The sequence below is a fragment of the Ginsengibacter sp. genome, from assembly GCF_057362405.1.
Genome location: NZ_JBMQQG010000229.1, coordinates 41577 through 60491, shown reverse-complemented (window position 1 = coordinate 60491; position 18915 = coordinate 41577). Strand labels below are relative to the sequence as shown.

General features: G+C 36.7%; 19 protein-coding genes. 7 read left to right on the top strand and 12 right to left on the bottom strand.

Annotated elements, in window-relative coordinates; genetic code table 11:
• Window positions 1-860, top strand: an 860-nt coding sequence (locus tag ACO1O5_RS19610; protein WP_486273286.1) for a proline and serine-rich protein 1 family protein, incomplete at its 5' end; no start/stop codon positions are given.
• Between the two features lie 17 nt (window positions 861-877).
• Here the strand turns inward: ACO1O5_RS19610 and ACO1O5_RS19605 are convergent.
• The 4 genes from ACO1O5_RS19605 to ACO1O5_RS19590 all read right to left on the bottom strand — a co-directional run bounded on the left by ACO1O5_RS19605 (window position 878) and on the right by ACO1O5_RS19590 (window position 4533).
• On the bottom strand, window positions 878-1879 hold the full coding sequence (locus tag ACO1O5_RS19605) for a nucleoside hydrolase (RefSeq protein WP_486273284.1): 1002 nt from the start codon (window positions 1877-1879) through the stop codon (window positions 878-880).
• A gap of 281 nt (window positions 1880-2160) precedes the next feature.
• On the bottom strand, window positions 2161-2610 hold the full coding sequence (locus ACO1O5_RS19600; RefSeq protein WP_486273282.1) for an Hsp20/alpha crystallin family protein: 450 nt from the start codon (window positions 2608-2610) through the stop codon (window positions 2161-2163).
• 108 nt (window positions 2611-2718) lie between these two features.
• Window positions 2719-3843 (bottom strand): baeRF3 domain-containing protein, encoded by a 1125-nt coding sequence (locus ACO1O5_RS19595; RefSeq protein WP_486273280.1) that lies wholly within the window; start codon window positions 3841-3843, stop codon window positions 2719-2721.
• Between the two features lie 345 nt (window positions 3844-4188).
• A complete protein-coding gene (locus tag ACO1O5_RS19590; protein WP_486273278.1) occupies window positions 4189-4533 on the bottom strand; it encodes a hypothetical protein in 345 nt (114 codons plus the stop codon).
• Window positions 4534-4577: 44 nt separating this feature from the next.
• On the opposite strand from ACO1O5_RS19590, the gene ACO1O5_RS19585 reads away from it, so the two are divergent.
• Both ACO1O5_RS19585 and ACO1O5_RS19580 read left to right on the top strand, forming a co-directional pair.
• Window positions 4578-5912 (top strand): alpha-amylase family glycosyl hydrolase, encoded by a 1335-nt coding sequence (locus ACO1O5_RS19585; RefSeq protein WP_486273276.1) that lies wholly within the window; start codon window positions 4578-4580, stop codon window positions 5910-5912.
• 241 nt (window positions 5913-6153) lie between these two features.
• Window positions 6154-7233 carry a T9SS type A sorting domain-containing protein gene (locus ACO1O5_RS19580; RefSeq protein ID WP_486273274.1) on the top strand — a complete coding sequence of 360 codons (1080 nt, stop codon included), beginning with the start codon at window positions 6154-6156 and terminating at the stop codon, window positions 7231-7233.
• 239 nt (window positions 7234-7472) lie between these two features.
• Here ACO1O5_RS19580 and ACO1O5_RS19575 read toward each other — a convergent pair whose 3' ends face one another.
• Both ACO1O5_RS19575 and ACO1O5_RS19570 read right to left on the bottom strand, forming a co-directional pair.
• Window positions 7473-8216, bottom strand: a complete 744-nt coding sequence (locus ACO1O5_RS19575) for a class I SAM-dependent methyltransferase (protein ID WP_486273272.1) — start codon at window positions 8214-8216, stop codon at window positions 7473-7475.
• A 103-nt stretch (window positions 8217-8319) separates the two neighbouring features.
• Window positions 8320-9174 carry an AraC family transcriptional regulator gene (locus ACO1O5_RS19570; protein ID WP_486273271.1) on the bottom strand — a complete coding sequence of 285 codons (855 nt, stop codon included), beginning with the start codon at window positions 9172-9174 and terminating at the stop codon, window positions 8320-8322.
• Between the two features lie 146 nt (window positions 9175-9320).
• Between ACO1O5_RS19570 and ACO1O5_RS19565 the strand changes: the two genes are divergently transcribed.
• A complete protein-coding gene (locus ACO1O5_RS19565; protein WP_486273269.1) occupies window positions 9321-10295 on the top strand; it encodes a phytanoyl-CoA dioxygenase family protein in 975 nt (324 codons plus the stop codon).
• A gap of 380 nt (window positions 10296-10675) precedes the next feature.
• Window positions 10676-11164, top strand: coding sequence for a 2-amino-4-hydroxy-6-hydroxymethyldihydropteridine diphosphokinase (folK, locus tag ACO1O5_RS19560; protein ID WP_486273267.1), 489 nt, complete (start codon window positions 10676-10678; stop codon window positions 11162-11164).
• Here folK and ACO1O5_RS19555 read toward each other — a convergent pair.
• From ACO1O5_RS19555 to ACO1O5_RS19540, 4 genes are all read right to left on the bottom strand, one after another.
• Window positions 11161-11676 (bottom strand): DinB family protein, encoded by a 516-nt coding sequence (locus ACO1O5_RS19555; protein ID WP_486273265.1) that lies wholly within the window; start codon window positions 11674-11676, stop codon window positions 11161-11163. The genes folK and ACO1O5_RS19555 overlap by 4 nt on opposite strands.
• Before the next feature lie 46 nt (window positions 11677-11722).
• A complete protein-coding gene (locus ACO1O5_RS19550; protein ID WP_486273263.1) occupies window positions 11723-13141 on the bottom strand; it encodes a phage tail sheath family protein in 1419 nt (472 codons plus the stop codon).
• Between the two features lie 26 nt (window positions 13142-13167).
• The gene (locus ACO1O5_RS19545; RefSeq protein WP_486273261.1) at window positions 13168-13776 is read right to left on the bottom strand and encodes an AAA family ATPase; all 609 of its coding nucleotides are present in this window, start codon (window positions 13774-13776) and stop codon (window positions 13168-13170) included.
• Window positions 13777-13958: 182 nt separating this feature from the next.
• Window positions 13959-14228 carry an RNA recognition motif domain-containing protein gene (locus ACO1O5_RS19540; protein WP_486273259.1) on the bottom strand — a complete coding sequence of 90 codons (270 nt, stop codon included), beginning with the start codon at window positions 14226-14228 and terminating at the stop codon, window positions 13959-13961.
• Between the two features lie 207 nt (window positions 14229-14435).
• Here ACO1O5_RS19540 and ACO1O5_RS19535 point away from each other — a divergent pair, with 207 nt between their 5' ends.
• The gene (locus tag ACO1O5_RS19535) at window positions 14436-14891 is read left to right on the top strand and encodes a cold-shock protein (protein WP_486273257.1); all 456 of its coding nucleotides are present in this window, start codon (window positions 14436-14438) and stop codon (window positions 14889-14891) included.
• A gap of 23 nt (window positions 14892-14914) precedes the next feature.
• Here ACO1O5_RS19535 and ACO1O5_RS19530 read toward each other — a convergent pair whose 3' ends face one another.
• Window positions 14915-15604, bottom strand: a complete 690-nt coding sequence (locus ACO1O5_RS19530; RefSeq protein WP_486273255.1) for a hypothetical protein — start codon at window positions 15602-15604, stop codon at window positions 14915-14917.
• A gap of 777 nt (window positions 15605-16381) precedes the next feature.
• Here ACO1O5_RS19530 and ACO1O5_RS19525 point away from each other — a divergent pair.
• A complete protein-coding gene (locus ACO1O5_RS19525) occupies window positions 16382-17173 on the top strand; it encodes a DUF6089 family protein (RefSeq protein ID WP_486273253.1) in 792 nt (263 codons plus the stop codon).
• Window positions 17174-17178: 5 nt separating this feature from the next.
• On the opposite strand, the gene ACO1O5_RS19520 is transcribed toward ACO1O5_RS19525, so the two are convergent.
• Window positions 17179-18795 carry an OmpA family protein gene (locus tag ACO1O5_RS19520; RefSeq protein ID WP_486273251.1) on the bottom strand — a complete coding sequence of 539 codons (1617 nt, stop codon included), beginning with the start codon at window positions 18793-18795 and terminating at the stop codon, window positions 17179-17181.
• Window positions 18796-18915 lie beyond the last annotated feature (120 nt).

Sequence of the window (18915 nt, the reverse complement as noted above, 5' to 3'; positions counted from 1 at the left end):
TCCTGCCCGGCAAACACAGCATAAAGGTCTATAGCATTAAAGTTGGTTCGAACGAAGAGAGAGCTGGTAATTTACCAATATATTCTTCAACTTTTACGGTTAAGGAAGGATTAGATACGAAGATTGCTGTAAAAAGCAACGGCCATGTGCAAGTGAATGAGAAATTAAGAAGTAGCGTTAAAGAGTCAGGTGGCGGTAACAAAATTAAAGGAGATGTTAATGCGGCAGATAAAAGTATTAGTTCGGTTGATGATAATACTTCGGGCATCAAAAGTGGCCCAACCGATAATGATGATTTTGAGAAAACCTATAAACAAAAGGCATTCACGCCTGCAAGTATTGAAGAAGATGATTCCAGTATTTCCAGAACAGGCAGTTTCGATGGACATGGAAGACGTAGCAGTAAACGGCTCGATACCGCTATCGTCTATAATAATGAGAAAGATCAAAACACCATAAATTCCAACAAGAATTCACAAGGTAAATTGAAGAGTGAGATTCGCATTGGTAAGTCGGGTCCAGGATTTGACAATGAACGTAAAGATGATAATACAAAACAACCGATGAAAGATGATCAATTCAACGAATTGTATGAATCTGTTCGAAACCAGTGGCGGCCCGGGCAAAAAATGAAAACCCTGAATAATGAATTTCTAAATGCGGAAGATAACTTCTCGACTGCGCAGGCAAAGAAATTGATTAAACTGTTAACAGAAGAAGGTAATCGTCTTAAACTTGCAAAAGCAGTTTACCCCTGCATAACCGATCCTGAAAACTTTAGTGACTTAGATACTCTTTTAAGATATAAAGCTAGCAGAAACGAATTAGATAATTTTGTGACTAAGGGAGGCAAAGAGTAATAATCCCTTTCTGAGAATTATTTAATTGCATTGTTCCTTGCAGGCTGATGCATCATTAATTTTTCAATCATTTCTCCTATTTCCTGTGGTGTTTGTTTAAATACGAGGTAAGTAAATTTATCACCAGGTATTAAAATATCCTGTCCGTCGTCTTTAATTTCAAAATTTAATTTTCGAAAACTAAACCAGGGTTCAATGCCACGCACTGCGACCAATACTGCAGTTTCATCCCAACTATTTCGACCGACTTTGTTACTATCGTAGTTTAATGCAATTTGAAAAGCATCTTTTACAGGGCTATTTTGTATCGATTTATTATTTATGAGACGAATCCCTGTCAATATTTTTTGACCAATTTCAAAACCACTTATAATCATTGGTGTTGGCCAGTCGCTAAAAACTTTTTGCGATGCCCTCGCATCGACCATCACATTAAATTCATAGCCACTTTTCCCATCTTTATCAATCCTTGCAGCCATAGAAACTAACTTTTTTACCTTTGCCTTTACAAGCGAAAGGCCATCTAACCTCGAATACTCATCAGATTGCGAATTAAGTAGCCCAGCCAAATTAGTAAAGAATCCGACGCTTACAATTGTCACACTCGTATCGGGCTGAGATGAAAGTATTTGCCTGTACAACTTAATCGCATCCATTGCTTCATCGTTTAATTTCAGGGCATGTGGATACTTCGCGATAATAGCCTGTGCCCAATGCTGGGAGCAATTTTTATTTGGTAAAGTTGTTTTAGTAATCCCAATTGGAATACCCGGCCGGTTGAAATAAGTATTTAATACGCTAAGCGTTGGCACTGTTGTTGCAAAAGCGTTAGAGGAAATGGTTGCAAGAATTTTAGCTTCGCCCATGTCAGCAAATGCGTGGAGGAGCACCATAGCACCAACATCATCATAGTCGGGTGCAATATCTGTATCGAAAATAATGGGAATTATTTGGTGCTTCTGCGCAGACGAAATGCAGCACAAAAAAGAGAATATTATAAGGGGAATTAGTTTTCTCATAAATCGCTTACTATAGAACTAAAAGTACTAATAGTTTTTTTAAACGGCATCTTTCACTTTTCCGCATCGCCTGGCGGCAATTTATTATTGAACATTGATAGTTTATCAATCGTAAAATGTAACGGAATTGAATGTCATTTTTTATGCCAGGTAATGAAGTGCTATAAACTGCAATGCAATCATTGAATATAAAAAATATTCTGATGTTATAATTTCAGTTGATGAGCAATTTTAATAAATTACAATTCAACAGGAGAAATAACGGTTATAAAATCTTACTATTAATAAACCACAACAGTTGAAGCAGTTTTCTGATATCGTTTTTCGGTTTTTAAAAACCAGAAAGACAATATCCCTTTTCGATATTCCGCTTTAATAAAATCCGTGTCGATGTTGTCGGGCAGTAATAGCTCACGATTGAAACATTCGTAATTAAATGTATGTTTCTGGTAGGTTTCGTGTTCAACTATGTCCGGCTCTTTATGCAGCGCCGATATTGACAAATATCCGCTCTCGGTTATGCTTACAAATAAATCTTCTCTCTGCAACCCAGGTGCTGCCAATTCAATTTTATAATATTCGTCTGTTTCACTAATATTATACGCCGGAGTTTTAGCTCCCTCATGTGGTTTGGAAAGTTCTGCTGCGAGAGCATCAAATTTAACCTGGATGGGAATGTATTCACCTGGATAAGTGGACTCTTTTTGGTAGGGCAAAATTGAACTTAACATAACAATTGGATTTAAGGGTGGTTATTAATTGATTATGATATTGGTAATTTAAGAAATTTTAGCATGCAAACCAAGAACAAAACTCTCGATTTTATTAATGGTAATTTTCTAAGGCCAGGTTAACTTATTATTAATATTTCCACTCTCAATTAAAGCCACATTTCCGTATTTTTCTAATTGTCCATCATCAATTAGCTCGATATTCGTTCCATTTTCAAGAAGATTCTTTATTATATCATCCGCTTCATCTCTAACAAAGAAAACTTCGTTAAGCACTGAACTGGTTTCTATATGCACACTATTGACTTTTGATGCATGAAGGTTTCGAAGCATTTGCTTTTCAACAACCAATAGCTTTCCATTTGATCGGATTGATGCGCTGGATATTTCTGAAATGCCCGTTCTGAGTTTATTTTGTCTCCCGGCCTTTTCGATTTGGTTTATTAAATGCTTTTGTTTTAGTCTGTTCCAGAATGAAAGAATATATTTTATAAATTCATCCATTTCGCTTTCCGGGGATTCGAGGCACATGCCATGAATGAACTCCACTAAGTTTTCGTCATTAACTGTAATCGCCTTAAAGTCTTTGAATACTTTCTCGTCGCCTATTACAAATACCGGCAGTGGATATGATCTCAGAATGATAGAAAGACCAGTATCCATTTGTAATAAAAACTTTTCCTTAATACAAACATTTTCTTTTGTTGTATTAGAAAAGTAAGATTTAGCATTTGCACGGTTATTTTCATTGAATTGGGTTTCGGCCAGAGTATTTGACTTGATCAATTTTATGCGAGTTCCATCACCCAAAAACATTTTAGAATAATTATCGCTTAATAAGAAAATGAGGTATTCCTGCTTTTCCTTTTTGTAAAAAACAAGCTCGCTAATTTTGAAGGCTGGATCAATCACTATCTTTTCTTCCATCTCTGCCTCTAAATAATATACATTTTCTGTTATAGGAGATGCAAAAATTGCAACACTTTTTTTATGAGTATTGTAGTTAAGGCCGGCAATAACATTCCTTAATTTAATAATTACGGGTAAAGCTTTTTCCACAGTATAACCAGCAGTCAAAATTGCTTCTACTTTGCCCATTATGTTTTTTAACCTGCATTCCAGGGTTTTCTTTGGTGTTATAACAGGTGCAAACGGCACAATGATGGAAACAGCAGGCAGGAATTGGACTCTTGCTATTGTCTCACGTTTGGGGGTAGACGTAAGGAGATTCATAGAAATCAATTTTTTACAGGCATTGTTACCAGGAAAGCAGCAAGTATCCGTAATTATTAAATTAGTGAATTTCAACCCCGGGGATAATACATTAATTTCTCAGGGGTAAAGAACATTAGAAAATGTTATTGTCAGGTCTTGATTTAAAACTAAAAAAGATAAATATGAATTCAAAAGTAAACCTACCATAAAAACAAAGATTTTTTTACGAGAAAAATGATAGTATGTCTACGTTCAATTTTCGGAAATTACTGTAATGGGTTGAAACCGCCATTGTTGCCGGTAAGTTAATAAAGTAAATACCAGGCAAAACAGTCTGTAAGAAAATCAGCATCCAAAACGCTCCTAAGGATACAAAATAATATCGAAGATATGATAGGGAAGATGTGCTTTTGCAATGTCAAAAGCACTTACTTGATCCTGGTTAAAAATTCCGTTTTCAGAACAATTATCGCAACTAAAACTAACGGCAGTTTTCTTAAAATCAATTCTCCCCGTGTGTTCCGGTTTAACTCTAAAAGCCAAGACGGGCCTGGCTGGATTAAGAAAAGTCATAAACTGAAGACTGCAATGATTGAGTTTTAGAAAATCACTATGGTAGATACCCGGACAACTGCGTCTATTGTTTATAGTTAGTCTTTTATTTATTACCGCCGGATTGCAACTTTGGTAACCATTTCGAAAAACCATTTACCTTTAAGGTGTAAACTATCACCTCCAATAATACAATTCTTATGGGCGTAATCATGCAGGCTTTTTACTGGGATTGCCCGAAACTGGAAAATCAGCAATTCGAATGGTGGAACTTTTTGAAAGAGAAATTAAAATCTCTTAGTGAGGTCGGATTTACTGCACTTTGGCTTCCGCCTGCATGCAAGGCCGCCAATTTTGGAGGTATGTCAATGGGTTATGATCCTTACGACTATTATGATCTCGGAGAAATTGATCAGAAAGATTCTGTTCCGACATGGTTTGGTACGAAGTTGCAATTACAGGAACTTATAAGAGAGGCCCACTTAAATAATATGCAAGTCTATGCCGATATGGTTTTAAATCATACAAATGGCGCCGATGAGCAGGAAATAAATCCCATAGACGGTGTATCACGATGGACAAAATATAATCCTGGAAGTAAGCGTTTCAACCGTGATTGGACCTGTTATCATCCTTCATATTTTGAAAGGTTAGATGATGAATGTTTTGAAGGCATGCCTGATCTTTGTCATCGCAATCCCTATGTATATTCCGAATTGATGGAGTATGCAAGATGGCTTATTGAAGACATCGGATTTGATGGTCTTAGATACGATTTTGTAAAAGGCTACGGCACATGGATTATTACAGCAATATTGGAAAGATTGTACAATAAAAATGGTTCCACAACATTCTCGCCTTTTGGAGTTGGAGAATATTGGGATTCGGACGTGTTTATTACTCAATGGCTGAAAGAAACAAATTCTTTTTCCACGAACCCGGTTACAGCTTTCGATTTCCCTCTTCGTGCACGTTTAAAAGATCTTTGCGATACTTATGGATTCAGTTTGACAACTTTAACCCAAAGGGGAACTTTGCTAACCGATAGTCTCGACATGTGGGCGGTAACTTTCGTGGAGAATCATGACATCGTTCGTACAAACCCGATCGCTAATGATAAGATGATGGCATATTCTTACATCCTAACTCATGAGGGGTATCCTTGTGTGTTCTGGCAGGATTATTTTAACTGGAACATGGCGCAGGAGGGAACTAAAAATGGTATTGCCGCTTTGATAACGGTGCATGAACACTATGCCGGAGGAATTACTGATATTCTTTATTGCGACGACGATCTTTATATAATGCAGCGTCGCGGAAGTGATAGCCAAAAAGGATTAGTATTTGTGTTGAATAATACAGCACGCTGGAATGGGCGCCTGGTGACGACTCAATGGGCAAGTACCAGGTTCATTCCCTTGGCATGGTGTGGAAAGGACAACGCGGATATTCCTGAAGAAAAATGGACAGACGGTCTTGGCGTCTCGGAATTTTGGGCGCCACCGAGAGGTTACGTTGCCTATGGCCCGGCCTGATCGATTAAAGAAGCAATTGAGAAGCAGCCCGCGTTGATTTGTTTTCCGCGGCCTTGTGTTTTTCTTAGAAGTGAAAAATACATAGTAATCTCATGGGAATTCTTTAACTAAAAAAACACAGGATTTTGGCCAGTATTTTGGGCTTTTTTTATCATATAGCTCGGGCACACAATTTGGTGTTAACATTAAAAGCAGCTTGTGATTATAATTACCACTCCATTAATCAAACTTCAAATGCATCATGAAAAAAATTTACCTCCTACTTCTCCTTACGTTTTTATCCGCACAAGTATTTTCACAAAGATGTATATCGCTTGGATGTGCGAGACAACATACAGGAATAGCTACAGATGGCGCCATATCTGATTCAGTTATCGTTTCCGATTTGGGTTGTTACAATGGCTTTGCTTTAAAACAGATCTTCTGGGAATTTTTCTTTTCACCTTCCGGCGGTGATTTTACCCAAACATTTGCACCCACAAGCGGGACTGACCTGGCATTAAATTATGTTATTTTCGATGAAGGAACTGCGGCTCCATCATCAGTTGATTGCCCCGTCGATGCTTCAACCTGGATCCAATTAGCATGCGATATAATTGATCATCCAAACCAACCGTCAGGGCCAGGGTTATTCGGAGTAACGGCTACCACTACAAGTGGGCATTACTATGCTCTCGCCATAATAAATTGGCAGGGAATTAGTAACGGTGATGATTCATCCTATACATTTGATCTAAGTACTCCACAGCTGGCAGGTGTTGATCTTGACGCAGGAAATTGTCCGGGAGTTTTACCGGTAAATCTTTCGTCGTTTACGGGTGATGTAAAAAATTGTCTCGTCAATTTGAATTGGGTGGCTCAAGCGCAATCTAATTTCAAAGATTATGAAGTCCAAACCAGCACTGATGGCTTGCAATTTCAGACTGTTACCGTAATTGGCGGCAAAACCGAGGGAACGAATCAGAAGTTCTTTTACCAGGATTTGAATGCCAAAAATGGAAATAATTATTACCGATTGAAAATGACAGATGCAGATGGAAAAGTTGCCTACAGCAAGGTTATCTCCCTCAACAGTACCTGTAACAGCAGTGGTGTCCTAATCTATCCAAATCCTGTTCACGGCATATTGACCGTTAATATTCCCGGCTCGCCAAATGGATTAACCATTGCACGTTTATACAGTAGTGGTGGCAAATTGGTTTATTCCGCTACTTTTCAAAATGGAATAAATTCAATAGACATGTCAAAATATTCAAGCGGTGTTTATTTGCTTAATTTAAAGAACACTTCAGAAACAAAGAATATCAAGATTGTAAAATAACCGATACCAGGATTTTAATAGAAGAGGCTATCTGCTTATTGTGATTGCCTTTTCTATTTTCAAGACTGATCAAAAGGAGTTTTCACCGGGGAGCGCCAACCGTGAAAGCAAAAAAAAGCCACTCCTTTCAGAGTGGCGAAAATTAACTACAACTATAACACGGATATATAACTATTAATCTATAAGTTTATTGTATATCGGATATAATTTTTTTTGTTGATAAACTCCAAAAACGATTATCAATTCCAGAATACATTTGTTTCGTACTCAAATTTTATAACACCTTCTTTTTCAAATTTATAAAATAAGAGTTCAATTTGCCGCATAATTCTTTCATTTTCGCTCCCCTCTTTTGGGCAATAAGATGCTGATTTTAATCTTCCTTTCAATCCATCAAGATTAAACACCTGGTAATTTGGCAAACTTAATTTTTGCATTGGTTTAGGTGCAAAAAAATCTTGGATTTCCTTATCCGTAATATTTCTGTGTGTTACATCATTGTATCCTGGTATCGACTTTAAGATCATTTCGTAATTTTTTTGAAATCCATCATTCTCTTTTCTCACATTCCAGACCAATATAATGTGGCCATGGGGCCTCAGTATCCGATTGAATTCTTTCTTTGATTCAATTGACCTGAACCAATGAAATGCCTGTGCACTGAAAATAATATCAACACTGAGTTCTTTCAAATTTGTTTTTTCAGCAGTACCATTCACACTAATGAAATTTGAATTGGTTGAAAAAATTAATTCCGCTGCCTCTCTCATTTCTTTATTAGGCTCAACGCCAAAAACCTTATTACCATTCGTTAGAAAAAGATTGCTTGAAATACCTGTTCCTGAACCTATATCGGCAACCACAGAATTTTGATTTAATCCAATTTTATGGGAGAGTATGGTGATAATTTGTTTCGGATAGCCTGGCCGGTATTTAACATAATCGTCTACCCTATCGGAAAATCTTGTTGTGTTTGTTTTCATTTTATTTTTAATCAGAATTTTATTTTTCCTCGTAAAATGAGAAGTCGTCCATTCAGCCAAATTAAATTCTTAATTGCAATTTAATGTTGAAGATAGAATGGAGTTAATTTTTTTTAAGATTAAGTATATTTCTTTTAAACACGGATGGATTTTCTCCAGTCATTTTTTTAAATAGTTTATTAAAATACGAGAGACTTTCAAAACCAACTTCGTAACAAACTTCTGAAATATTTTTATCCTGTAGCAACAAGGTTTTGGCCTGGGTTATTCTATATTGATTTACGAATTCAGTAAACGTCATTTTTGTCTGTTTTTTGAAGTAACGACAAAAGGCGGAAGTACTTAAATGTACGCTGGCAGCTACGGTATTCACATCAGGGCATTCATTATAATTGGCATGTATATATTTGTAAATTGCTCCCATGCGTATTTTATCATTAAGAAATAATTTTATACTGGTATCCTTGTCATTTAATTCAATTATTTCTTTTGATGTTGCAAGTGTTTGTAGTATTTCGAGTAGGCATAACAGTTGGTCAAAGTAATTAAATTGATGCATCTTATGCAATTTTTTTGCGACAATTGCTTTGGTATTGCCATAAAAAGATAATCCAAGGGTTGCCTGATCAAAAAGTTGCCGGATTTCTTTTAATTCCGGTGTCTCATAAAATGCATCCGCAAGGAAGTTTTCTTTTAATTGAACAACTATTTGATGATATTCAGTTTTTAACCCGTAATCAAAATTCAAATGCGGAATGTTTGATCCGATGAGTACCAGGTCACTTCCCATAAAACTGGAAACGTGTTGCCCAACATGACGGATACCCGTAGTTGCTTCTACGTACACGAGCTCATATTCCGGGTGATAGTGCCAGAAAAAATAGTTCTTTAAACGGGGTGTAAATAATTTAAATGATTGGCCAGGATTAGTAACTACAATTTCTTTTTTAATTTTCACTCGCCCAATTTTCCAGTTAAGTTACAATTTCCAGATAAATCTGTTGAAAAGTGTCAATAGCGAGCAAAAAATAATCATTACAGGCATTAATTATCTCTTTATCATTAATCAACTTTGCCATATCTAATCATGTTCAAACTAATTTTATGGAACAAAAGACAATGGCTCCCACAATGGCTCCTTCGATGAATGCTCATAAGGACATTCCTGGAAATCCATCCACAGCTAAAAGCAGTAAAATCAATTTAAGTGACAGATCAAAGGGTCAACCACTAAAGGTGTTAAGCGAAGATGACTGGCAATTCTGGATTAATAACGGTTACATCGTTGTAAAAAATGCAGTTCCAAAAGAACAGGTTAAACGGCTGGCCGATTTCTTATGGGAATTTGAAGAAAAGGACCCGAATAACCCATCAACATGGTATGCCCCTCCACGCGCAGAAATGAAAATGAAGGAGCTTACAAACACAGGGATGGTGGAGGTTTATAATCATCAACTCCTATGGGATAACCGTCAGTATCCAAAAGTTCATGACGCGTTTGCAGATATCTGGGGAACAGAAAAGTTGTGGGTCACCATTGACAGGGCAAATTTAAATCTGCCTGTGCGTGAAGGATATGAACAAAAGGGGTTTATTCATTGGGATTACGATCCTGAAACCAAGCCACAAAATGTGCAGGGAGTCTTAGCACTTGCCGACCAGGATGATGAAAATATGGGAGGTTTTCAATGTGTGCCAGAATTGTTCAGAACCTATGAAAAATGGAAGTTAACGCAACCGGCAGATCGCGATCATTTCAAGCCTGATGTAACGGGTTTTGAAATTGTAAAGGTTAAGATGAATGCAGGAGATTTGCTGATATTTAATAGCCTGGAACCACACGGAATAAGACCTAACATGACTAAGGACAAAGTTCGGATAGCTCAATATATATCCATGATGCCGGCAGAAGAAGATAATAAAGAATTACGTCAATGGAGAATTACCTCATGGAAGGAAAGAAAAGCGCCTGAAGGATATGCATTCCCCGGAGATCCCCGAAATTGGGAACAAACGAAATATGCTACAGCAGAATTATCGGCGCTCGGAAAAAAGCTTCTTGGCCTGGAGAAATGGTGAGATAATTGCAGGTGCCGTCAGGCGTTATTTTTGATCAAACTTTTTAAGGAGCGGGGATAAAAATGTCTTCTTTGGGAAATTATTATCTAACAGTTGGCCCCTTATGAACAAAAATTAGTGCTATCTGGAAGGTCAATGCTTTTAAGGGGCAAAACTTATCTTGTAAATATATCTCCCTGCCTTTATTTTTTTTGTCATCGTATAATATTTCCAAAAATATCTACCAACTATTCTATTGTTGGGGATCATTTTAAATTTTATTTCTCTGAAGAATCGGGATAAGAGATGAAATGATCACGACTGCAAAAAAAGTTTTAATCTCATCTTCATATCTTGATACTTTTACCTGCATCATTTTTAAGCGTATTTTACAGTTCGACATGGAAAAAGTATTTATAGCATTGGGTGGAAACGTAGGCAATGTTTCGGAGAATTTTAATATAGCAATTGAAAAAATCAGTGGATTGATAGGACCCATTATTAAACAATCTTCTTTGTACAAGACAGAACCTTGGGGCAATAAAAACCAGGATGACTTTTTAAATCAAGTAGTTGAAGTTGAGACGAAACAAACCGCTGCCGGTGTTTTAGAAAGTATTTTGTCGATCGAAAAAATGATGGGAAGGAATAGGAATAAAGATAATCAGTTTGCACCACGATCTATTGATATTGATATGCTTTTTTACGGTGAGGAAATCATTGATGAGACTGACCTTGAAGTTCCTCATCCAAGATTACACTTAAGAAACTTCGTACTAACGCCGCTCATGGAAATAGCGCCCGGCTTCATACATCCCGTATTAAAAAAATCAATTAAAGAACTGCATGAATTGAACAACGATTCTTCCAAAGTAAATAAGGTACATTAATTACTAAGGTCTTTTATTATTTTCACAGTCACCAATAATTGACCTAAATGTCGCATGGTATGTTCTGCGGCGTGAACATATAAACCGATTAAGGTTGTGGAGATTAATTTTCTTCCAACTGTTCTTGCTTCCGTTAACGTGTCATTGTCCACATTTTTTAATTCATTGATAGAAAGCTCGACCTGCTTATTTAATAACTCAACCATTTCTGTTACCGAAGAAGACGTTTCTTTCTCTTTTCCTTCAATAGAAAGCGAATGTAGTTGGGCCGGAGTTAGTTGTTGTTTTCTTGCATAAGTAAAAAGACGATCGAGCACTCCGGTAAGATGTTGTAAATGAAATCCCGGGGAAGCAACGTTAGCGGGTCTTTTCCACAAAAGATCTTCAGGGAAGTCTTGCATCACTTTATTTACTTCCTCCCGTGCCTGCAACAACGCATGAGCAACCGGTTGTAAGATGACTGGAAAATTTTCTAATGGCCCACGTTGCCATACTTCCAACTTATCGTTCATAATGCATATTACTTGCAATTGTTTATAAGGTCCATCCTGGCTAATATCAGTTTATTGTCATTTGTTGAATGACATTTAAGATAATAAATTCAGCCGGGCGTACCGGTGCCATACCGATTTCTACAATCATTCTGCCATTAAGAATATCTTGTGGCGTCATAGTTTCACCAATTCCGACGTGCACAAAAAAAGCTTCTTCCGGCTTTATCCCTTGTAAGGCTCCCTGTCGCCACTTTAAAATCAAAAAGTTATTAATTATCGATTTTATAGTTATCCACGTCTTAATATCATTTGGTTCAGATCCAAAATTCTTCAGGGTAATTTTTATCGAATTCTCTATCATCATAAAAAATCTGCATACTGAAATGTATCGCCATTCGTTATCATTCCCGGCCAAGGTTCTCGATCCCCAGGCCAGCGTTCCTTTTCCGCTAAATTCCCTGATAGCATTTATAGATATACCGGATTTCACGTCTACATTTAGAGACTCCTGGTCAATATCGTTAATCGAAACAGAAGGAGCATTAATATTCGTTAAACTTGCACACGGCGCCTTCCACACTCCTTTACTGGAATCAATCGCTGCATAAATTCCTGCCATAGCCGCCGATGGAGGCATAATTACTGTATACTTCGCCAACTCCGTTTTTAACTGCGTATAAACAAGGATATTTTTTACCAAAATTTCGTTTAAGGTTAGCTTGTTGAATTCACCATTACCTTTTACGTCATTCCTTCCCGTCTTCTTTGTAATTGTTTTGTGAACTATTGTTACTGAACTATCAATATAACGATAAAGCATACTTGTAATTAGCCATGGGTAATATGCCGCTCCATATTTTAACCCGGCGGTCGCTGTTCCCCCCGTTATATTTTCCCTAAAAAAGTCTATCTCATTTTGACCAGCGGGTAAATTCTTACTAATATCCATTATAACAAACCGATCTTTTAACTTATATGCCTGGGTCAAGGCTTCATTAAATAAGTTATATAAGTCTTCCGCCTTTGTCAGGTTAGCTCCTTCAGGAAAAATAATTAGCGTCGGCCCGCTAAAGTTGTCAATTGAATCTAATCCCTTTTTTAACGCCCTTTTACTTATGCTTGCTTTCGGTGTTCCTAACGATATTATGTAACATTCGTATCCTCCATTCGCAAAAAATAATTGCATTTGATAATACATAATGTTCTTTGAGGGATGAACCTGAACGTTGATGTCACGAGAAGTAAGGTTTATTACTTTACCGGTCTTATTGAACTGGTCAGAGATATGAATAGTGATAAGTTCATCATCCATGGTACCAAAATATTGTTCATATTCCAGCAGCGAATTGATATATGTTGGGATGAAATTCAGGTCACCGGGGCTATCTTTCCATGCTTTTTGAGTATACCCTATAAACGCAGGAACAGCAGTAGGAACAGCGGTGACGGAGGTGAGTAGCTTTGGAATTTCTACCGGATGCATGAATGCAATTTTAATAGTATCTGCAATTAAGAAGGCTTTTTAAAAAGAATTACCGAGTCAAGATGGATGGGATATTCGGTACCAGAATCATCATCATTGCTTGAGCTTAAAATTATCAACCCGGGATATTGGTTGATTTTCTCAATCAGGTACGAGGTGCCTTGGTTGGCATATTTGTCATGCGAATCGTGTACACTTGTTCTCTTTCCGAATAAAGCATCAGCTTCATCAAAAAAAAGTATCCAGTTTTTTTCGGCCGCTGTTTGAAAGAACTTGTTAAGATTTTTTTCCGTTTCGCCAATATAATTAGAAACTATGCGGGGAACATCTACCCTATGCATATCAAGTGAGTTTTGCTTAGCTATTAATTTCGCCGCAAGCTTTTTGCCTTTTATTGAACCTGTAAATAAGATTTTATGTCCTGCTTTTGTGTCATTTTTTCCTTCAGCAATAATCTGAAGAGCAGCAGGTTTTGCGGATGCGTAATTTATACTATTGAGTTGGAGCTTTACAACGCGATCTACATCAAGATTTTTCCAGGTTTTTTTGGTAGTCATGCGCTTTGACATTTTTTTAATCTTTAACGCATGGACTTTCACGTTGCCGGGGGAAACAACTTTTGTTTTTGATTTCATATCAAACAATTAATGTTAAGCAATCGTAAATTCAAACTGTAAATGAACACAGTATTTTTTGTAATTCTACAAACAATCGGTACAGCAAAATAATTACATTTATTTTATTCTTAGAAAAGAATAAATTTTTCCTGCAAATGCGATTGTGAATTGAACGCGGCTGGCGTATAAATATATTTAATTTACCATCTCTTTCCTGGCTTGGATGGTGGTTTTTCTTCGGCCTGTTTTACTATTAGAGGTTTTTTGCCAAGAGAGATATCCTTTAAATTTTCTATCGCATTTTTAGCGTCCGAATCATTGGGCATTTCTACAAATCCAAAACCCTTACTTTTTCCGGTTTCTCTGTCCATCGCAACCCTGGCAGTAGCAACTTTGCCAAATTTTTCAAAAATCTCTTCCAGTTCAGCATCATCGAGATCATATGGCAAGCCTGCTACAAATAGTTTCATAAATTATTTTTTGTAAAAGTACATAACTTATACTGTCAATTGCATAGCGAAATTATAATAATCGTTTCGCCTATTTAAATGGGGAATATTTTGCTATGACGTCTATTTCGTATGAGTAAAAATTGTTTGCAATAATATGCCTGGGAAATATTGTACCTTCATTGCTATTAGAAGTTTAAAATTAAAATATTAAAAGGCAAAAGAGTTATGAGTAAATCGCAAGAAACCTGGAATAAAAAAGAGAGAGAAAAGAAAAAGCAAAAGAGTAGGCAAGACAAACTGGAAAAGAAGCAGGAAAGAAAGGAAAATGCAAAAGAAGGCAAGAGTTTCAATGATATGCTTGCATATATTGATGAAAACGGCAATCTTTCGTCCACGCCGCCAGATCCCGGTAAAATGAAAAAAATTAAATTGGAAGATATTCAAATTGGCGTTCCAAAACATATAGCTCCTGATCCTGCCGATTTAATTAGAAGAGGCAAGGTTACCTTTTTTAATGAATCGAAAGGCTATGGATTTATAAAAGATTTGCAAACACAGGAAAGTATTTTTGTTCATGCTAATGGATTACTTAACCAAATAAAGGAAAACAGCAAAGTAACTTTTGAAATTGAAATGGGGCCAAAAGGGCCTGGTGCAGTAAAAGTGAAACTGGAAAGTTGAGATAAAGTAATTGGCGAAACCACTTACAATTCATTTATAAATTGAAGTAATTTTTCCATTTGACCCACATTATTGAAGTTTACAGTATGTTCCCGCATAAACGATTTTAATTTCTCTTTATACATGGGGTACTGATCATACAAATTCTTTTTTTCCGCTGCATAGAAAATCATGGATTTATCGGCTATAAAATATTCATTTATGAATCTAAATAAAGAATTCTTTTCGATAGAAACATTTTCCGATTTAGGCTCTTCAAAACTATATGACGATTTTGAACCATTCGTAATTATTACCGGCGCTATACCATTATCACCCTTCTGTTTTTCAATATAACTTATTGTTTGCTTCACATACAAATTTACGTTGGCAAAATGAGTAACCTTTTGCATGAAACTGTTTTTTGAATAATAAAAGGTATCGGCCTTCACTATTATTTTATCAATGTTGTCCGGATTAGCAAATGGCCTGGTATTGCCTATTCGATCGATAACTAAAAATTTCCCAAGTATGCGGTTATAGTTAAGTTTGGCAACATATTTCGAGCTGTCTTTTAAAATAATGATTCCTTCAACAAAACCGGGGTATTCAAAAATATTGTGCGTAAGCTCTTTTAAATTTTCATCTGATCCCACATTTGCCTCTGGACTGTTCTGAGCAAAAAGATGACAGTAAAAAAACAATGACATCAAGCTTATCAAAAATAATCTCATGATGGCTCTTTAATTAATTATTGAATCCTGGGACGCAACTCAAATCCTTTTACAAAATTGAGGTATTGTTTACAGAAAATGGAAATGATATGGATGAGCGGATGTTTATTTAATTCTTAACTCAATAATCGTACATAAAAAAACTTCCGCGGATTAAGCGGAAGCCTTTAAATAATTTATTCCTGGGGTTCCTTTGGTCTTTCAGGATAAATCGAGTGTGCCTGGCAAGAGGCCGGTTTTCATTGGGATAATTAGGTATTTACAGGTATTGGAATTTAAAAAAAAGAAGTTGACTGATATCGGATCTGTTTTTGGTTTTTCCTGGATTGGGAATAGTCTTGTCAATGGATTTGGATTTCTGATTAATGTTTGTTGAACATCAATCAACTTCTAAAACAAAGATAAGTGTAACAGATACACTTAACAACAGGAGTTGTACTTATTTTTGAAGATATTATAATTACTGTCGCATAAGGTAAATCAACTATAGTATGTATTCGTATTATTACCACTTTAATCAATATAGTATTAGTTGTAGATAAATATTTTACACCCTGGTTTTAAATAAAGGTCTATTTCAACAGGTAACATATTAGTATTGTTAGGTCACTAATCAAGGTGACTAAAATTCGACGAAGTTAAATGCTGCATGTTTTCCTTTTCACCTGAAATTGATATACTTATAGGAAAAATATTAATTTTAATTCTGAACTATTCTTGTTAGCGTGGATTAATCGTCAGATGAGAACTTAATTTACTTACCAATAATGCAACCACATGAAGATTTTCTTATCTTTTCTTTTGGCTCTATCTGTCACCTGTTGTAAAGCCCAGGAGTGGCAGGCGGAAATAATGGCGGGCGTTTCCGGATACAATGGGGACCTCACTCAGCAAAGAATTCCGATTAAAGCGTTACGGCCGGCTGTCAACTTGAATTTAAAATATAACTCTGGAGATTTCATAAACTTTCGCATAGGCCTGGCTTACGGTAGAATTGGTGCGGATGATAAAAATAATACTGATCCTCTCCTGAAGAATCGCAATCTTAATTTCAAAAGTGATATAGTAGAATTGAATCTTATCACTGAAATTAATTTATTTGACCCTGAAAGTTATACCTCCTACCCTTATATTTTTGGCGGAGTCGGTGTATTTTATTTTAATCCTTTTACTTACGATAATAATAATAAAAAGACCTATCTGCACCCATTAAGCACCGAAGGCGAAGGACTGAAGGAATACCCCGGCAGGAAAAAATATTCGCTTATACAAGTTTGCCTTCCCGTAGGCATAGGTTGGAAAATACCGCTAAACGAAAAATGGGACATGAGTATAGAAGGTGGTTACCGTTTTACCTTTACAGATTATCTTGATGATGTTAGTAAAAATTATGTAGACCTCGGTATCCTCGCGGCTGAAAAAGGCCCAACGGCTGCGGAACTTTCATACAGGCAGTCAACTCCTCTCTCCATTGCCGATGTCAGGGGCAACCCTTCAATAAAAGATGTCTATTATTTTGGCGGAATTAAATTTACAACTAACCTCAGTAATCTTTTTGGCAGGCGGTAGAAAAATTAATTTTTCATTATTTTGAACTCTACTCTCCTGTTTAACTGTCTTCCTTCATCCGTGTCATTGGTTGCAACGGGTTTCGTTTCACCATAACCGTGAGAAGTAATCCTGGAGGGATCGATTCCTTTTGAAATAATATATTCCATAACAGATTTTGCCCTGTTATCACTTAACTTAAAATTGTATTCATCAGAACCGCGGCTGTCTGTATGGGCGCTCATTTCAATTTCAATAGAAGGATTTTCGTTGAGCAATTTTACAACCCTGTTTAACTCAATATACGATTCCGGCCGAAGCTCCCACTTATCAAAATCAAAAAATACATTATTTAAACGCACTACGCTCCCTACTTCTATAGGAACCAGGTAGAGATCTTTGTGTATCTCTTTATACCCGGCCTTAATCAAAGAGTCAAGATTTAAATTTTCTGATATAGCAAAATAATGGTCTGCCGTTGCTCTTATGCTATAATTCTTATCATAAGGCAGTACAATCTTAAATGAACCATCCGAGGGGTTTGAAATTCCGTTCCCGGCTTCTTCCCCATCAGGCAATGTCTCGTATACAAGAGAAGCACTCAACGGAAGCTTTGTTTTTGAATCATAAACATTGCCACTTACTAATACAACGGGGTTGGGTTTTTCTTTTTCTAATAACTTAATACGCACGATGTCGCTTGCGCCATAGCTGTCCTGGTCTGTCGTCATATAGGCATATTCTCCGCCGGCATCCAGTGTAAAAAATGCATCCCAATCGGGAGTATTAATAGGAGCTCCCAGGTTCACCGGGTCACTCCATTTCTGCCATGAGTTATCCAATCGTTTACTGGTCCAAATGTCATTATCACCTAAACCGCCCGGTCGGTCACTGCTGAAATACAGGGTAACCCCATCCGATGCCAGGTAAGGTGTCATTTCATTGTACTTCGCAAGATTTATTTTTTTACCAAGGCTTTTCGGCTCGCTCCATGTGCCATCTTTTTGTTGAAAACAAACATAAATATCATTGTTAAAACTCCCGTCTTTCTCTGACATGTACAGCAATAAGGTTTGTCCATCACTAGCCATCGTTGCCCCGTATTGATTACCCCGGTTATACTTTTCATAATTTTTTATCTGGAGCATTTGCGGCTTGCTCCAGTTTCCATATTTGGTGAGATAACACATGCTTACGCCGTCACCGAAATAATCTCCATCAATGTATGCGTTGCGGATGAGAATTCGGTTGTTATCAGGCGAGATCCAAAAAACTGCATTGTATTCTGATGTATTTAAAGGGCGTCCGAGATGAACTGCTTTACTCCAGTTACCCGAACTATCTCTTTCTGAAAACCATATATCCTGCGAATTGGGAACAACATTTACCTGCGTGTTGTGCGGATCGTTTTGCCTGATAAAAAACAGCAAATTGCCGTCTGCCGATATAGTTGGCCTTAACTCATCGTATTGAGTATTTATTTTTGCCCCAATATTCTCGGATTTGACGATCGTCCCGGCCGTGATGATATTTTCCTTTTGAGGTATTAATTTTACAGTATCACTAAAATTATCGTTGGGTGGTTGTGTTAACCCATATTTCACGCCGGCAAAAAAAACAAAAAAGAGTATAATTTTTTTCAAAACAGGTTGATTTGACCAACTTCATAACGTAAAAAAGTAATTGACTAATATGCCTCGAATCAAATTTTAAAAGATAATATTTCCAAAAACCTGTTCAATAATTTAGCGCTGTAGTCATTT

What these genes read in the sequence shown, in the direction of transcription:
- folK (WP_486273267.1), top strand. Translation starts at nt 10,676, where the DNA reads ATGGAAAAAGTATTTATAGCATTGGGTGGAAACGTAGGCAATGTTTCG.
- ACO1O5_RS19545 (WP_486273261.1), bottom strand. Translation starts at nt 13,776, where the DNA reads ATGAAATCAAAAACAAAAGTTGTTTCCCCCGGCAACGTGAAAGTCCAT.
- ACO1O5_RS19580 (WP_486273274.1), top strand. Translation starts at nt 6,154, where the DNA reads ATGAAAAAAATTTACCTCCTACTTCTCCTTACGTTTTTATCCGCACAA.
- ACO1O5_RS19555 (WP_486273265.1), bottom strand. Translation starts at nt 11,676, where the DNA reads ATGAACGATAAGTTGGAAGTATGGCAACGTGGGCCATTAGAAAATTTT.
- ACO1O5_RS19550 (WP_486273263.1), bottom strand. Translation starts at nt 13,141, where the DNA reads ATGCATCCGGTAGAAATTCCAAAGCTACTCACCTCCGTCACCGCTGTT.
- ACO1O5_RS19540 (WP_486273259.1), bottom strand. Translation starts at nt 14,228, where the DNA reads ATGAAACTATTTGTAGCAGGCTTGCCATATGATCTCGATGATGCTGAA.
- ACO1O5_RS19535 (WP_486273257.1), top strand. Translation starts at nt 14,436, where the DNA reads ATGAGTAAATCGCAAGAAACCTGGAATAAAAAAGAGAGAGAAAAGAAA.
- ACO1O5_RS19585 (WP_486273276.1), top strand. Translation starts at nt 4,578, where the DNA reads ATGGGCGTAATCATGCAGGCTTTTTACTGGGATTGCCCGAAACTGGAA.
- ACO1O5_RS19530 (WP_486273255.1), bottom strand. Translation starts at nt 15,604, where the DNA reads ATGAGATTATTTTTGATAAGCTTGATGTCATTGTTTTTTTACTGTCAT.
- ACO1O5_RS19590 (WP_486273278.1), bottom strand. Translation starts at nt 4,533, where the DNA reads ATGGTTTTTCGAAATGGTTACCAAAGTTGCAATCCGGCGGTAATAAAT.
- ACO1O5_RS19605 (WP_486273284.1), bottom strand. Translation starts at nt 1,879, where the DNA reads ATGAGAAAACTAATTCCCCTTATAATATTCTCTTTTTTGTGCTGCATT.
- ACO1O5_RS19525 (WP_486273253.1), top strand. Translation starts at nt 16,382, where the DNA reads ATGAAGATTTTCTTATCTTTTCTTTTGGCTCTATCTGTCACCTGTTGT.
- ACO1O5_RS19595 (WP_486273280.1), bottom strand. Translation starts at nt 3,843, where the DNA reads ATGAATCTCCTTACGTCTACCCCCAAACGTGAGACAATAGCAAGAGTC.
- ACO1O5_RS19565 (WP_486273269.1), top strand. Translation starts at nt 9,321, where the DNA reads ATGGAACAAAAGACAATGGCTCCCACAATGGCTCCTTCGATGAATGCT.
- ACO1O5_RS19600 (WP_486273282.1), bottom strand. Translation starts at nt 2,610, where the DNA reads ATGTTAAGTTCAATTTTGCCCTACCAAAAAGAGTCCACTTATCCAGGT.
- ACO1O5_RS19575 (WP_486273272.1), bottom strand. Translation starts at nt 8,216, where the DNA reads ATGAAAACAAACACAACAAGATTTTCCGATAGGGTAGACGATTATGTT.